Annotated in this window: 11 protein-coding genes; 4 read left to right on the forward strand and 7 right to left on the reverse strand. The window is 73.0% G+C overall.

Annotation, left to right across the window (positions count from 1 at the left end):
- Positions 1–2: 2 nt before the first annotated feature.
- The 4 genes from ACZ4Z1_RS12400 to ACZ4Z1_RS12415 form a co-directional block, all read right to left on the reverse strand.
- Positions 3–920 (reverse strand): carbohydrate ABC transporter permease, encoded by a 918-nt coding sequence (locus ACZ4Z1_RS12400; RefSeq protein WP_468486517.1) that lies wholly within the window; start codon positions 918–920, stop codon positions 3–5.
- Positions 917–2,281 (reverse strand): extracellular solute-binding protein, encoded by a 1,365-nt coding sequence (locus ACZ4Z1_RS12405; RefSeq protein WP_468486518.1) that lies wholly within the window; start codon positions 2,279–2,281, stop codon positions 917–919. The genes ACZ4Z1_RS12400 and ACZ4Z1_RS12405 overlap by 4 nt, the downstream gene beginning before the upstream one ends.
- A 63-nt stretch (positions 2,282–2,344) precedes the next feature.
- Entirely contained in the window at positions 2,345–3,046 is a 702-nt protein-coding gene (locus ACZ4Z1_RS12410) for a response regulator (protein WP_468486519.1), read from the reverse strand.
- Complete coding sequence (locus tag ACZ4Z1_RS12415) at positions 3,043–4,671, reverse strand: sensor histidine kinase (protein WP_468486520.1); 1,629 nt, start codon at positions 4,669–4,671, stop codon at positions 3,043–3,045. Before ACZ4Z1_RS12415 ends, ACZ4Z1_RS12410 begins: the two co-directional genes overlap by 4 nt.
- A 245-nt stretch (positions 4,672–4,916) precedes the next feature.
- Here ACZ4Z1_RS12415 and ACZ4Z1_RS12420 point away from each other — a divergent pair, with 245 nt between their 5' ends.
- Entirely contained in the window at positions 4,917–6,332 is a 1,416-nt protein-coding gene (locus tag ACZ4Z1_RS12420; RefSeq protein ID WP_468486521.1) for a cation:dicarboxylate symporter family transporter, read from the forward strand.
- 64 nt (positions 6,333–6,396) lie between these two features.
- Here ACZ4Z1_RS12420 and ACZ4Z1_RS12425 read toward each other — a convergent pair whose 3' ends face one another.
- Complete coding sequence (locus tag ACZ4Z1_RS12425; RefSeq protein ID WP_468486522.1) at positions 6,397–7,044, reverse strand: TetR/AcrR family transcriptional regulator; 648 nt, start codon at positions 7,042–7,044, stop codon at positions 6,397–6,399.
- Between the two features lie 182 nt (positions 7,045–7,226).
- Between ACZ4Z1_RS12425 and ACZ4Z1_RS12430 the strand changes: the two genes are divergently transcribed.
- From ACZ4Z1_RS12430 to ACZ4Z1_RS12440, 3 genes are all read left to right on the forward strand, one after another.
- Positions 7,227–8,915, forward strand: a complete 1,689-nt coding sequence (locus tag ACZ4Z1_RS12430) for an MFS transporter (RefSeq protein ID WP_468486523.1) — start codon at positions 7,227–7,229, stop codon at positions 8,913–8,915.
- Positions 8,916–9,038: 123 nt separating this feature from the next.
- The gene (locus tag ACZ4Z1_RS12435; RefSeq protein ID WP_468486524.1) at positions 9,039–9,455 is read left to right on the forward strand and encodes a DUF4259 domain-containing protein; all 417 of its coding nucleotides are present in this window, start codon (positions 9,039–9,041) and stop codon (positions 9,453–9,455) included.
- Positions 9,456–9,612: 157 nt separating this feature from the next.
- The gene (locus ACZ4Z1_RS12440; protein WP_468486525.1) at positions 9,613–10,677 is read left to right on the forward strand and encodes an aldo/keto reductase; all 1,065 of its coding nucleotides are present in this window, start codon (positions 9,613–9,615) and stop codon (positions 10,675–10,677) included.
- Between the two features lie 75 nt (positions 10,678–10,752).
- Here ACZ4Z1_RS12440 and glgB read toward each other — a convergent pair whose 3' ends face one another.
- Complete coding sequence (glgB, locus tag ACZ4Z1_RS12445) at positions 10,753–12,948, reverse strand: 1,4-alpha-glucan branching enzyme (protein ID WP_468486526.1); 2,196 nt, start codon at positions 12,946–12,948, stop codon at positions 10,753–10,755.
- A gap of 518 nt (positions 12,949–13,466) precedes the next feature.
- Positions 13,467–15,038, reverse strand: a complete 1,572-nt coding sequence (locus ACZ4Z1_RS12450) for a maltokinase N-terminal cap-like domain-containing protein (protein WP_468486527.1) — start codon at positions 15,036–15,038, stop codon at positions 13,467–13,469.
- Positions 15,039–15,217 lie beyond the last annotated feature (179 nt).

The following is a 15,217-nucleotide window of genomic DNA, read 5'->3' on the forward strand; positions in this document are numbered from 1 at the left end:
CGTCACACCTCCTCGCGCAGCAGGCGCAGGTAGACGACGGAGAACAGGGCGCCCACCACGAGCAGCAGCAGGGCGACGGCGGTGCCGTAACCGATCAGCGACTTCAGGAACGCCTGGTCGTACATGAACACCGGCAGGGTCTGGCTGCGGCTGCCGGGGCCGCCGCGGGTCATGGCCCAGATCAGCCCGAAGACGGAGAGCGTCTGGAGGGTGTTGAGCATCAGGTTGGTGCCGATGGAACGGCGGATCATCGGCAGCGTCACGTGCCACAGCCGCTGCCGGCCGTTCGCCCCGTCCACCTCGGCGGACTCGGTGACCTCCTGGGGGACCTCGGAGAGCGCGGCCGAGTAGATCAGCATCGAGAAGGCGGTGCCGCGCCAGACGTTGGCGAACGACACGGCCAGGATGGGCAGCGTGAACAGCCAGTTCTGGGCGGGCAGATGGAGCCAGTCCAGGATCGCGTTGAGCGTGCCGCGCCGTTCGAAGAACGTGTACAGCAGGAAGCCCGCGACGATCTCCGGCAGCACCCAGGCGGTGAGGACGACCGCGCCGGTGACCGTACGGACGGCCCGGGAGGCGCGCCGCATCAGCGTGGCGAGCGCCAGGCCCAGGGTGTTCTGGCCCAGGACCGACGAGATCAGGGTGAAGACCAGCGTCAGGACGACGGCGTTCAGGAAGGCGGGATCGCCGAAGGCGTGCCGGAAGTTGTCCAGGCCCACGAACGAGGTGGACTCCTGGCCGGTCAGCTGCATGTCGGTGAAGGCGATGCAGACGCAGTAGCCGATGGGCCCGGCGAGGAAGAGCAGCAGCAGGAGGGTCGCGGGGGCCAGCGGTGACCAGCGCAGCAGGGCGGTACGGCGGGACCGGGCGCCGCGGCCCGCCGTGCCGTACGCGGTGGCCGGGGTGGCGGCGCGGCTCATGGCTTGGCGACGACCTGTCCGTCCGCGATGGACTTCAGCTGCTCGTCGTAGTCCCGGGCCGCCTTCTCCGGGGTGGCGTCACCGGAGGTGACCGCCTCCATCGCCTCGCCGATCGCCGCCGACACCTTGGGGTAGACGGGCAGTGCGGGCCGGTACCGGCTGACCTTCACCAGGTCGGTGAAGAAGTCGATGCCCGGAAGGGACTTCAGGTACGCGGGGTCCGCCGCCACGTCCTTGCGTACGGCGATCTGTGCGCCGCGCACACACCACTCCAGCGCGTTGCGCTGCGTCTGGAAGGTCTCGATCAGCTTCCAGGCCAGGTCGGGCTTCTGGGACTGCCGCGGTACGGACCAGGTCCAGCCGCCCGCCAGGCTGACCCGGCCGGGCGCCGCGCCGGTCTGCGTGGGGAACGCCGTCCGGCCCAGCACCGCCGGCCACCCGGGCCACGGCTTGCCGCCGCCTTTCGGCTGCCACTGCTGGCCCAGCCACGAGCCGTCCAGGTTGATCGCGAGCTTCTCCTCGGGCATCAGCTCGGTGGCGACGTTCGTCTGGATGTTGGGGCTGAGCGCGTCGGACACGTCGGGTCCCAGCTTTTCGCTGTAGACCGTGCGCAGGAACTCCAGGCTGTCCCGGAAGCCCTTGCTGCCGGTGACCCACTTCTTCGTCGCCGGATCGTAGAGCTGGTCCCTGCCCGTGCCGTACAGCAGCATCTCGAAGCCCTGCATGACGGCGGCCTCGCCCGCTCCCTTGCCGGTGTAGACGTTCAGCGGGATGACGCCGGGGACCTTCCGCTTGATGGTGCGGGCCGCGTCCAGCACCTCGTCCCAGGTCTTCGGCTGCCAGTTCTGCGGCAGCCCCGCCTTCTTGAAGATCTTCTTGTTGAACCACAGGCCGCGGGTGTCCGTGCCGTCCGGTACGCCGTAGGTCCTGCCGTCCTGCGCCCGTGCGGCGGCCTTCGCGGCCGGCTCGAACTGTTTCCAGTCCGCCCACTTGGCGATGTAGTCGTCCAGCGGGCGCAGCAGCCCGGCGGTGATGTCGGAGTTGATCAGGAAGGTGTCCTCGTAGACCAGGTCGGGGGCGGTCTTCGGGGAGCGCATCATCTGCTGGATCTTGGCGTAGTAATCGTTCTCGGACGCCTGGATCGGGATCAGTTCGACCTTCTTGCCCGGGTTGGCCTTCTCGAACGCGCGGGCCACCATCTCGACGTAATCGTCCCGGACCGTCACCTTGTTGTTGGTGTCCTTGATGAACGCGACCTTGAGGGTGTTCTTGTCGCCTCCCGAGCCGCCGCCGCAGGCGGTGAGCGTGCCTGCGGCCAGCACGGCGGCGGTGAGCAGAGCCATCGGAGCGGTGCGGCGCACGGCATGACCTCCAACTAGCCACGGCAGGCTGCCCGGTGACCGTAAGACAGGGGTAAGGGGAGGTCAATGCCCCATCCAGCGGTAGCGCAATTCAGGACGGCCCACCTGGCCGTACTGCGGGGAGCGGGCGGCGCGGCCCGTGTCGACGAGGTGTTCGAGGTAACGGCGGGCCGTGATACGGGAGATGCCGGTCTCCTCGGCGGCCGCGGTGGCGCTCAGACCGCCGGGGGCGGCGCGCAGCGCGTCGGTCACCACGCGCAGGGTCGCCGAGGTCAGTCCCTTGGGTGGCGCGGCGGGCCGCGGTGAGCGCAGGGCCGCGATCGCCCGGTCCACCTCGTCCTGTCCGCTGGCCTCCCCGGCGGCCGCGCGGAAGGCTGCGTAGCGCAGCAGCCGGTCGCGCAGCGTGGCGAACGTGAACGGCTTCAGCACGTACTGCACGACGCCGAGCGAGACGCCCTCCCGGACGACGGCCAGGTCACGCGCGGAGGTGACGGCGATGACGTCGGCGGCGTGCCCGGCCGCCCGCAGCGACCGTACGAACGCCAGGCCGTGCCCGTCCGGCAGGACCAGGTCCAGCAGGATCAGATCGACACCGTGCCGGTCCAGATGCCGCCGGGCCCCGGCGACGGAACGCACCGTCCCCGACACGGTGAAGCCGGGCACGCGGCCCACGTACAGCGCGTGCGCGTCCGCCGCCACGGGGTCGTCCTCGACGACGAGCACCCGCAGCGGCGGTGCCGTGGTCTGCGGACCTGGCAGGTTCATCCGGTGCTGCCCGCTCCGGCCGCGGTGTCCCCGGCCCGCAGCGGCAGCCGCACCGTGAACTCCGCGCCGCCCCCGGGTGCCTCGCCCACCCGCACGGTCCCGCCGTGCCGCCGGACGGCCTGCCGGACGAGCGCCAGCCCGAGCCCGCGGCCCGCGCCGCCCTTCGTGCTCCACCCCCACCGGAACACGTCCTCGGCGTCCGCCACGCCCCGCACGCCGCCGCCGTTGTCCGCCACCCGCAGCAGCAGTTCCCCGCCGTCGGCCAGCGCGGTGACCCGCACCCGGGCACCCTCCGGGGCCGCCTCGATCGCGTTGTCCAGGAGGTTGCCGAGGACCGTGACCAGGTCACGCGGCGGCAGGGACGCCGGCAGGACACCGTCGTCGATACGGCTGTCGGTGGTCAGGACGAGTTCGACGCCGCTCTCGTTGGCCTGGGCGGCCTTGCCGAGGAGGAGGGCGGCGAGGACGGGTTCGGCGACCGCGCCGACGACCTGGTCGGTGAGGGCCTGGGCCAGCTCCAGCTCGGCGGTGGCGAACTCCACGGCTTCGGCCGTACGGCCCAGTTCGACGAGGGAGACGACGGTGTGCAGCCGGTTGGCGGCCTCGTGCGCCTGCGAGCGCAGCGCCCGGGTGACGCCGCGTACGGAGTCCAGTTCGCCGGAGAGCGCCTGGAGTTCGGTGTGGTCGCGGAGGGTGACGACGGTGCCGCGCCGTTCGCCGCCGGAGACCGGCGAGGTGTTGACGACCAGCACCCGGTCGTCGGTGAGGTGGGGTTCGTCCGTGTGGGGGGCGGGGGACAGGAGGGTGTCGGTGAGGGGCGCGGGCAGGCCGAGGCCGGTGACGGGCCGTCCCAGGGGGTCGCCCCTCAGTCCGAGCAGTTCGCGGGCCCCGTCGTTGAGGAGCGCCACCCGCCGCTCCCCGTCCAGCATCAGCAGCCCCTCGCGTACCGCGTGCAGCGCCGCCTCATGGTAATCGTGCAGGCGGCTCAGTTCTTCGGCGTTCATGCCGTGGGTGTGCCGGCGCAGGCGCGCGTTGACGAGGTACGTACCGAGTCCGCCCAGGGCGAGCACCCCGGCCGCGACGGCGGCCAGCGCCATGACCTCCTGCCGCAGCCCGTCGCTGATCGTCTCGACGGTGATGCCGGAGCTGACCAGGGCGACGATGCGGCCGCCGTCCTTCTGGTCCCGTACCGGCGTGATGACGCGCACGGACGGGCCGAGCCTGCCCCGGTGCGTCTCGGTGTACGTCCGGCCGGCCCGGGCCTCGGCGGTGCGGCCGAGGTAGGTGCGGCCGATGGCGGACGGTTCGGGGTGCGTCCACCGCTTGCCTGCCGTGTCCATGACCACAATGAAGTCGACCCCGGCGTCCCGCCGCAGCCGCTCGGTGTACGGCTGGAGCTCCGCGGTGGGATCGGCCGAGCGCACCGCCCGCGCCACCGCCGGAGCGTCGGCGACCGCGGCGGCCACCGCCGTCGTCTGCCGCCGCGCGGTCTCCTCGGCCTGCCGTCCGGCGCTGACGTACGCGAAGACGGCGTACCCCGCCACCACCACGCTCACCAGCACCACCTGCACGGCGAACAGCTGCCCGGCCAGGCTGCGCGGCCACCGGACGCGCGGACGGCGCACGCCCGTCGCACCAGGTGCCGGGCGCGCGCTGCGCGGCGGGTCCCCCCGTCGGGAACGTGGCATGGCCGACAGTCTGCCCGTCCCTTGACGCGTGAACGAAATGCACGCAAGGGTGACGGGCGCCACAACGGCGTGCATAGTCACCGGGACTGTTCTGCGTACGGGCCGCGTACCGGCACGACACGGGCCGGATACGGGTTGCAGAGCCGCAGACCGGCGCAGGACCAAGGACCGAGGAGTCAGCCGTGGCCGCACAGACCCCACCGCCCGGGGGCACGACCGAGGAGACCGCACCGCGACAGAAGCGGGACCGGACGCATTACCTCTACATCGCCGTGATCGTCGCCGTGCTCGCCGGCATCGCCGTGGGCTTCGCCGCCCCCGGCTTCGCCGTCGGGCTGAAGCCGCTGGGCACCGGCTTCGTGAACCTGATCAAGATGATGATCTCGCCGGTGATCTTCTGCACGATCGTGCTGGGCGTCGGCTCGGTCCGCAAGGCCGCCAAGGTCGGCGCGGTCGGCGGCCTGGCCCTGGGCTACTTCCTGGTGATGTCCACGGTCGCGCTGGGCATCGGCCTGGTCGTCGGCAACATCCTGGAGCCGGGCTCCGGCCTGCACCTGACCGAGTCGCTGCGGCACGCGGGACAGGCCCAGACCAAGGGTGGCGCCGAGTCGACCACGGACTTCCTGCTGGGCATCATCCCGGAGACGCTGGTCTCGGCCCTCACCCACGGAGAGGTGCTCCAGACGCTGCTGGTGGCGCTGCTCGTGGGCTTCGGCCTCCAGGCGATGGGCGCCTCCGGCGAGCCCGTACTGCGCGGCATCGGGCACCTCCAGCGGCTGGTGTTCCGCGTACTGTCGATGATCATGTGGGCCGCGCCGGTGGGCGCGTTCGGCGCGATGGCCGCGGTGGTCGGCGCGACCGGCGTGGACGCGCTGAAGTCGCTCGCCGTCATCATGGTCGGCTTCTACGTGACCTGCCTGCTGTTCGTCCTGGTCGTGCTCGGCACCCTGCTGCGCCTGATCGCCGGGGTCAACATCCTCTCCCTGCTGAAGTACCTGGGCCGGGAGTTCCTGCTGATCCTGTCCACCTCCTCCTCCGAGTCCGCGCTGCCCCGGCTGATCGCGAAGATGGAGCACCTGGGCGTCAGCAAGCCGGTCGTCGGCATCACCGTGCCGACCGGCTACAGCTTCAACCTCGACGGCACCGCCATCTACCTGACGATGTCCTCGCTGTTCATCGCGGAGGCGATGGGCAGCCCGCTCTCCCTCGGCCAGCAGGTCTCGCTGCTCGTCTTCATGATCATCGCCTCCAAGGGCGCGGCGGGCGTGACCGGTGCCGGCCTGGCGACGCTGGCCGGCGGCCTCCAGTCGCACCGCCCCGAACTGGTGGACGGCGTCGGCCTGATCGTCGGCATCGACCGCTTCATGAGCGAGGCGCGGGCACTGACCAACTTCGCGGGCAACGCGGTGGCCACGGTCCTGGTCGGCACCTGGACCAAGGAGATCGACAAGGCCAGGGTGGGTGAAGTGCTCGCCGGCCGCCTCCCGTTCGACGAGCGCACGCTGAGCCCGGACGGCCACGCGGCGGACGCCGACGCGGTGCCGGGCGGCGTGCCGGAGCAGCACGCGGACGGGTCCAAGGAGCCGGCGAAGGTCTGAGACCGCGGGTCCGGCACGGTACGAGCCCCGGTGGCGCTCATCGAAGCGCCGCCGGGGCTCGCCGTCATTCCGCCCGTCCCGCCCCGCCGTCTCCCGTCACCGGCGACGCCTCCGCCTCCCGTACCGCCTCCGCCACCCGCTCGTCCGGTACGCCCGCCGCCGCCAGCACCGTCTGCGCCGCCGCGTGTCCGGCCGCCTCGGCGCCCAGGTCGCCGTCGTTGACCGCCTGCATCAGCCCGAACAGCATGTGCTCGTGTACGTGCGCGAGGGCGCGCGGGGGGAGCGGTGAGCGGAACAGGCCCGCCTCCAGGCCGCGCGTCAGGATGGTCGTCGCCCGGCGCCGTACGGGCTCCAGGCGGGCCCGGATGCCCGCGTCCGTGACGCTGCACTGGGCGAGCGAGACCAGCAGCCGGTAGCGGTCGGCGCACTCCCACGCGGCGAGGGTGGCCCGGGCCAGTGCCACGTCGGCGGGCTCGGACGGGTCGGCCGTGCCGTCGGCGAAGGCGGTCGTCACGTCGTCCACGGCGGCGTCCGTCAGTGCGGTGATCAACGCCTCCCGGCTGGGGAAGTGGCCGTAGACGGTGCGTCGTACCACTCCGGCGGCGCGGGCGATCTGGTCCATGGTCGCGTCCGGGTGCCGCAGCAGTTCGGCCAGCGCGATGTCCATGATCCGGCGGCGGTTGGCGTGGGCGCGGCTGGTGAGTGCGGTCATGGCGCGGCGGCTCCTCGGTCGGCGGACGCGTGCGGTCACGGTCCCGCTCCCCCCTCATTTTGCACATGGCTGTGCAGCGACGTAAATTGCACACCGCTGTGTAATTGCACATCGGCGTGCAAGATCGTGCGCGCCTGCCCGGCGCGCCACCGAGAACGTTCTGAGAGCCAGGGGTGAATCGGGTGCCTTCTCCGCAGACCCGGCCGGTCCACGACACGGACCGGCCCTATCCGAAGCGCTGGTGGGCCCTGGGCGTGCTGTGCCTGAGCCTGCTGATCATCGTGATGGCGAACACCTCGCTCACCGTCGCGGCCCCCGACATGACCGCCGACCTGGGCCTGTCCAGCTCCGACCTGCAGTGGGTCATCGACGCCTACACCGTCCCGTACGCCGCGCTGATGCTGATGCTGGGCGCAGTCGGCGACAAGTACAGCCGCCGCGGAGCCCTCGTCCTCGGCCTGCTGGTCTTCGCCGGCGGATCGGTCGCGGGCGCCCTGGTGGACAGCTCCGGCGGCGTCATCGCGGCCCGCGCCGTGATGGGCGTGGGCGCCGCCATGATCATGCCCGCGACGCTGTCCCTGCTGGCCGCCACCTTCCCGCGCCGCGAACGCGCGCTGGCCATCACCATCTGGACCGCGACCGCCGGCCTCGCCATCGCCGTCGGCCCGCTCGTGGCCGGCGCGCTCCTGGAGGACCACGGCTGGTCCTCGTCCTTCCTGATCAACGTGCCGGTCGCCGCGCTCGGCATCCTGGGCGCGCTGCTGGTCGTCCCGGCGTCCAAGGCGGGCCACAGCGACCGGCTCGACTACGTCGGCGGCCTGCTGTCCGTCGTCTGGGTCGGCTCGCTGATCTACATGCTCATCCAGGGCCCGCACTTCGGCTGGGACGCCCGCGCCGTCGGCGCCGCGGTGGCCGCCGCCGTCGGCCTGGTCCTGTTCGCCGTCTGGGAGCTGCGCCACCCGCGCCCGGTGCTGGACGTACGCCGCTTCGCCCACCGCGGCTTCGCCGGCTCCAACCTCGCCGTGGCCCTCTTCTTCCTCGCGGTCTTCGGCGCGTTCTACTACCTCACCCAGCACCTCCAGTTCGTCCTGGGCTACTCCCCGCTGGACACCGGCATACGCATGCTGCCGCTGGCCGGCGCGGTCTTCGTGGGCGCCGCGCTGACCGGCTTCCTGACGCCGCGGCTGGGCATGAAGGTCACGGTGACCACCGGCATGGTCGGGGGCACGGTCGCCCTCGCCCTGCTCACCCGCGTCGACGCCGGTTCCTCGTACGGCGACTTCCTCGCCCCGCTCATCGTGCTGGGCCTGGCCATCGGCCTGTCCCTGTCGCCCTGCACGGACGCCATCATGGGCGCCTTCCCCGAGGACCAGCTCGGCGTCGGCGGCGCCGTCAACGACACCTCCATCGAACTGGGCGGCTCGCTCGGCATCGCCATCCTGGGCTCCGTCCTGGCGAGCACGTACTCCACCAAGCTGTCCGACGCGGCGGCCTCGGCCGCGGCGCACGGCGGCCCGAAACTGCCGGGCGACGCGCTGTCCACCGCGCAGGACTCGGTGGGCGCCGGGCTGGCGGTGGCCAAGGAGGTCGGCAAGCAGGTCGCGCAGGGCGCCGCGCCCAAGGTGGGCCCGGAGAAGGCGCAGGCGCTCGGCCTCCAGCAGGCCCAGGCGGTCGCGGACGCGGTGCGCGGGGCGTTCTCCGACGCGGTGGCGCACACCAGCCTGATCGGCGCGGTCGTGCTCGGCGTGGGCACGGTGCTGGTCGCCGTACTGCTGCCGCGCCGCCGCCGTACGCAGGAGCCGGTGACCGGGCCCGAGGCCGCCCGCGAACCGGTCGCGGCGGGCAGCGGCGGCACCTCTGCGCGCGACTGAGCCGCGTCCGCACGGAATCCGTACCGCACCGCCGGGCCGATTGTCAGTGGCAGATGCCACGATGCAATCGGCCCGGTGGTGGTGCGGGGCCGCGGGGTGGCAGCGAATGAGGGGTGGAAGCTGATGGGTACGCGGGGTTCCGGGCCGTTCGACGGTGACGCGGCGGCGGACTTCCTGGGCGAACTGGCCGCGATGCCGGAAGACCGGCGGCTCGGCGCGATACGGGGCGTGTTGTCCACGGCCGCCGCCGAACGGGACTACCTGGAGGCCCCGGAAGCCGAGATGGCGGTGGCCGCGGCGGCCCTGCTCGCCGCCGCCCGCGCCGGCCGTGCGCTCCCGGACGGTCTCGCGTACGGCCCGGAGCTGGCGGTCGGCCCGCCGCCGCAGCAGCTCGCCGTGCTGGCGGGCCACGCCCTGGACCGGATTCTCGCGCCGGACTCGGAGCTGGCCGAGCTGTGGGACGCGTCGGGAGGCGGCGGTCGGGAGTGGCGGGCGGGCCTGGCCCGGCTGCGTGCGGAGCTGACCGGGCGTGCGGACTGAGAAGCCCGGGGCAGGGCGCCCGGCCGCCCGGAGCGGACCGCCCGGGCCCGGACGCGCGGCCGTACGCCGCCACGCCGCGCACCTGCCGCGCTGCGTACCGGCCCGGACCTACGGTTGACCGCGGAGCGTCACCAGCGCCGGCGACCGAGGAGAAACCGTGGAGTACCGCACGCTCGGGCAGTCGGGCCTGAAGGTGTCCCGGCTCGTGCTCGGCACCCTCAACGTGGGTGCGCGCGAGCAGTTCGCCCAGATCGGCGGGCTCGGCACCGACGAGGCCCGCCGGCTGTTCGACATCGCGCTGGACGCCGGCGTCAACATGATCGACACCGCGAACATGTACTCCTTCGGCCAGGCCGAGGAGATCACCGGCGAGGCGCTGCGCGGCCGGCGGGACGACGTCCTGCTCGCCACGAAGGTACGGATGCAGGTCGGCGACGGGCCCAACGAGGGCGGCTCGTCGGCGTACAGCGTCCTGCGCGAGGTCGAGCGCAGCCTGCGCCGCCTCCAGACCGACCACCTGGACCTGCTCTACCTGCACCAGTGGGACGGCCAGACACCGGTCGAGGAGACCCTGACCGCCCTGGACCGGCTCGTCGCCGACGGCAAGGTCCGCTACGTCGGCATCTCCAACTTCAACGGCTGGCAGATCATGAAGACGCTGTACACCGCGCGGCTGCACCGCCTGGTCGCGCCGGTGGCCCAGCAGGTCTACTACACCCCCGAGGCCCGCGAGGCGGAGTACGAGATCCTGCCGGCCGCCCTCGACCAGGGCCTCGGCACGCTGGTCTGGAGCCCGCTGGGGGAGGGGCTGCTCAGCGGCAAGGTGCGGCGCGGACAGCAGGTGCCGTCCACGACCCGGCAGGGCACCGACTGGCCCGAACCGCACGTGGTCGACAAGGAGCGGGCCTACGACATCATCGACGCCCTCGCCGGAATCGCCGAGGCGCACGGCACGTCCGTACCGCGCGTCGTGCTCGCCTGGCTGCTGGGCCGCCCCGGCGTCACCGGCCTGGTGATCGGGGCCCGCAACGAGGAGCAGCTGCGCGACAACCTCGCGGCCACCGGCCTCTGCCTCACCGAGGCCGAGACGGCCCGGCTCACCGAACTCTCCCAGCTGCCCGCCTACTACCCGTACTGGCACCGTGTCCTGAACGCCTCCGACCGCCCCGATCCGGCCGAGGCGCCCTTCCTGGAGGGCTGGAAGCGGGCCATGGACGGCTGAACGGGCCGGCGCGGAAGGCGGAACGGACCGGGGCTCCGCCGCCCCGGCCCGTTCACCGCCTCGTACGGGCCGCCGTCACACCGGCCGCAGCCAGACCGTCGCCAGCGGCGGCAGCACGGGGGTGATCGATGCCGGCCGACCGTGCCACGGTACGGACGCGTCGGGCACCAGCGGTTCGGAGTTGGCCACCCCGCTCCCGCCGTACCGCGTCTCGTCCGTGTTCAGGACCTCCCGCCACGCCGCCACGTCCGCCGGCACCCCGAGCGGATACGCGTGCCGCACCACCGGCGAGAAGTTGGAGACCGCCAGCAGCGGGGTGCCGTCCGTGCCGTACCGCAGGAAGGCGAAGACGTTGTCCTCACTGGCGCCGCCGTCGATCCAGGAGAAGCCCTCCGGCACCGTGTCCTGCTCCCACAGCGCGGGCGTGTCCGTGTAGCGGCGGTTCAGGTCGCGGACCAGGTCCCGTACGCCCCGGTGGTCGGGTTCGGCCGAGTACGACGGGTCCAGCAGCCACCAGTCGGGGCCGTGCCCCTCCGCCCACTCCGCCCCCTGCGCGAACTCCTGCCCCATGAACAGCAGCTGCTTGCCCGGGTGCGCCCACATGAACCCGAGGTACGCCCGCTGCGTGGCCCGCTGCTGCCACCAGTCGCCGGGCATCTTGGAGACCAGCGAGCGCTTGCCGTGCACCACCTCGTCGTGCGAGATGGGCAGTACGTAGTTCTCCGAATACGCGTACACCATCGAGAACGTCATCTCGTTGTGGTGGTACTTGCGGTGCACCGGCTCCTTGCCGACGTAGTCCAGCGAGTCGTGCATCCAGCCCATGTTCCACTTCAGCCCGAAGCCCAGCCCGCCGAAACCGCCGGGCCCCACATGGTGGGTGGCGCGGGTGACGCCGTCCCAGGCGGTGGACTCCTCGGCGACGGTGACCACGCCGGGGCAGCGCCGGTAGACGGTGGCGTTCATCTCCTGGAGGAAGGCGACCGCGTCCAGGTTCTCCCGCCCGCCGTGCACGTTGGGCGTCCACTCGCCGCTCTCGCGGGAGTAGTCCAGGTAGAGCATGGAGGCGACGGCGTCCACCCGCAGCCCGTCGATGTGGAACTCCTGGCACCAGTACACCGCGTTGGCGACCAGGAAGTTGCGCACCTCGGTACGCCCGTAATCGAATTCGAGGGTGCCCCAGTCGGGGTGCGCGGCCCGCGCCGGGTCCTCGTGCTCGTACAGCGGCCGCCCGTCGAACTCCGCCAGCGCCCAGTCGTCGCGCGGGAAGTGCGCCGGCACCCAGTCCATCAGCACGCCGATCCCGGCCTGGTGCAGCGCGTCGACCAGGTACTTGAAGTCGTCGGGGGTGCCCATCCGGGCGGTCGGCGCGTAGAAGCCGGTGACCTGGTAGCCCCAGGAGCCGCCGAAGGGGTGCTCGGCGACCGGCATCAGCTCGACGTGGGTGAATCCCAGGTCCTTGACGTAGGCGGGCAGCTGCTGGGCGAGCTGCCGGTAGGTGAGCCCGGGACGCCAGGACGCCAGGTGGACCTCGTAGACGGAGAACGGCGCCGCGTGCACCGGGCGCTCGGCGCGCCGCTCCAGCCACGCGGCGTCCTGCCAGCGGTGGTGCGAGGCGTGCACGACGGAGGCGTTGGCGGGCGGGCACTCCGTACGGCGGGCCATCGGGTCGGCGCGCAGCGTCTTCGAGCCGTCCGGCCGGGTGATCTCGAACTTGTACAGCTCGCCCTCGCCCAGCCCCGGCAGGAACAGCTCCCACACCCCGGACGAGCCGAGTGAGCGCATCGGGAAGCCGGTGCCGTCCCAGTAGTTGAAGTTGCCGACGACGCGCACGCCCCGGGCGTTCGGCGCCCAGACGGTGAAGCGCGTCCCGGTCACCCCCTGGTGGGTCATCGGCCACGCGCCCATCGCCTGCCACAGCTCCTCGTGGCGGCCCTCGCCGAACAGGTACAGGTCCAGTTCGCCGACGGCGGGCAGGAAGCGGTACGGGTCGTGCACGTTCACGTCGTTGTCCTCGTACGAGACCAGCAGCTCGTACTCGGGGATCGCGGACAGCGGCAGCACACCGCCGAACAGGCCGTCGCCCTCGTCGTGCAGGTCGGCCCGCAGACCCTTGGCGAGGACGGTGACGGCCCGCGCGTACGGGCGCAGTACGCGAAAGAGCACGCCGCCGCGTACCGGGTGGGCGCCGAGCAGGCCGTGCGGGTCGTGGTGCGCGCCGGACAGCAGCCGGTCGCGGTCCCCGGGATCGAGCGGTGGCGCGGTCCGCACGCCGTGGCTCCCGCCGCTGGGCTCGGGGCCGGGCTCGGGGCCGGAGCCGTCGGGCCGGGCGCCCCCGGCTTCCGGCAGCGGCTCGCCGTGGTCCCGCTGGTGCGGTGGCCGCTCGGCGGACGGCGACGGTGAGGGCGACGGAGCGGCGGGCGCGGAGGGAGCGGCGGGCGCGGTGGGGGAGGCGGCTCCGCCGGGTCCGGCAGGCTCATCACGTCCCGGCAGGAAGGTCGCCGGGACACCGGACCGGCCGGCGGGCGCCTCCGGGGACGTGTCCCGGACGGCCGTGCCTCGGGCGGGCGCGGGTTCTTGCGATGGGCGGCGGGACGACGAACGGGCGGTCACGAGAGGAGCCTCCTCGGCCAGATGTCAGGTATCAGGGCTGTCTGAGATGTCTGATGTGTCTGGTATGCGGGGGTCTGGCGCACGCCGGGTACGCCGGGCCCACGGGCGGGGGCGCCGGTGCCGCACCCGCCGGCGGCGGTGCTCCGTAGAGCCCCGGGTGGCCCGCTCCCGCCGTTTCATGCGCGCCCATCGGCCCCGTCCAGGTCCGGCCCGGCACAGGGGTCCGTGCCGGCGGCGCCCCGGGAGGCCTGTGCCCCGGCCAGCCGCCGCACCGCGGCCATCGGTACGGGCAGCCAGTTCGGCCGGTGGCGGGCCTCGTACAGCACTTCGTAGACGGCCTTGTCGGTCTCGTACGCCCGCATCAGCTCGGGCGCCGAGCGCGGGTCGAGCCCGCCGGCCTCCGCGTACCCGAGGCAGTACGCGGCCCGGGTGCGCCGGGCCCACTCCAGCGACCACGGATCGCCCCCCGAAGGGCCGCTGCGCGCCGCGTAGTCGAAGGAGCGCAGCATGGCCGCCACGTCCCGCACCGCGGGCTGCGGGCGCCGCCGTTCGGCCAGCGGCCGGGACGGCTCGCCCTCGAAGTCGATCAGCGACCAGCGGCCCTCGTCGGCGGTCCGCAGCGTCTGGCCCAGGTGCAGGTCGCCGTGGATGCGCTGGGCGGACCAGGCCCGGCCGTCGTGCCCGAGCGCCGCCAGTTCGTCGAAGGCGGTGCGCAGCCGCGCGCAGTACGGCCGCAGGGCGGGCACCACGCGCGCGGTGGCCACCAGCCGCTCGTTCATCCGGGCGGCGATCGCGTCGAGTTGGGGGCGGCGCAGCTCCGTGGTGGGCAGCGTCTCGGCCAGCGCGGTGTGCACCTCGGCGGTGGCGTGCCCGAGGGCCCGCGCCGAGCTGGTGAAGTCGGCCTGCACGGCGAGCGCGTTGAGGGCCAGCTGCCAGCCGTCTGCGGAACCGCTCAGATAGGGCTGGAGCACGCCGAGCGTGACCGGCTCGCCCTCGCCCGCCTCCGGGTCGGTCTCGAACCACGCGGCGGGCGCGGGGACCCGCCCGCACTTGGCGCGGGCCAGCGCCAGCGGCAGTTCGAGGTCCGGGTTGAGGCCGGGCGCGGTACGCCGGAACACCTTGAGGATGTACGCATCGCCGTAGACCACCGAGGAGTTGGTCTGCTCGGCGGTGACCGGCCGGGCGGGCATCCCGGAGGAGATGGTGCTGTCGGCCACCCGGCAGAACCGCAGCCCGCCGAGCCGCCCCGGCACGCGAAGCCGCTCCAGCAGGAGCGCGCACAGCCGGTTGTCGAGCAGGGCGTCGTAGACCGTGCGGCCGTGCAGCGGTCCGCCGGCGGGGCGGCCGATCACGGCGGGGGCGAGCTGCGGCGGCAGGGCGCTGTGCACGCCGAGCAGGAGCTGGTAGCAGTCCGCGGTCGCCACCGGGCCCGTGGGCGGCGCGGTGGTCTGATCGGCCGGGCTCTCCGGGGGCACCGGCTGCGGGCCCCCGGGGGGAACCGCCGACTGCTGCGCCCGTACGAGCAGGTGCAGCAGCCCCGGTGTGGCGCCACCCGCCGCGCACGGCAGCAACTCGGTCGCCGACACCAGCTGGAACCCCGTGATCGGCCGCCCTTTGCCGGCGAACCACCGCTGCCGCGGCAGCCATTCGCTGAGCAGGGGGACGAGTGAGGACAACAGCGCGGGAGCGGTGGTCGAGAGGCGGTCATGCGAACTGCGGATGGCACGGGTCGAGGCGGTCTCCGACATGGCGTCGCGTCCTTTCCCCGGGCACACGACAGATAGGGCAAAGTGTCCCGGAATGCGGCCTTGACTGTGCGGCGGTGCGGGACGTGTCGGGTGAGGATCGTCCGTACGGCAGCGGTGTCTGTGGGGATTACCCCTGACACCGGGGTTTCGGCGCTGGCTCACCCGGCCCGTGCGGTAGT

This window comes from Streptomyces sp. NPDC030165 (genome assembly GCF_055573595.1).

What these genes read in the sequence shown, in the direction of transcription:
- ACZ4Z1_RS12435 (WP_468486524.1), top strand. Translation starts at nt 9,039, where the DNA reads ATGGGTACGCGGGGTTCCGGGCCGTTCGACGGTGACGCGGCGGCGGAC.
- ACZ4Z1_RS12425 (WP_468486522.1), bottom strand. Translation starts at nt 7,044, where the DNA reads ATGACCGCACTCACCAGCCGCGCCCACGCCAACCGCCGCCGGATCATG.
- ACZ4Z1_RS12400 (WP_468486517.1), bottom strand. Translation starts at nt 920, where the DNA reads ATGAGCCGCGCCGCCACCCCGGCCACCGCGTACGGCACGGCGGGCCGC.
- ACZ4Z1_RS12410 (WP_468486519.1), bottom strand. Translation starts at nt 3,046, where the DNA reads ATGAACCTGCCAGGTCCGCAGACCACGGCACCGCCGCTGCGGGTGCTC.
- ACZ4Z1_RS12450 (WP_468486527.1), bottom strand. Translation starts at nt 15,038, where the DNA reads ATGTCGGAGACCGCCTCGACCCGTGCCATCCGCAGTTCGCATGACCGC.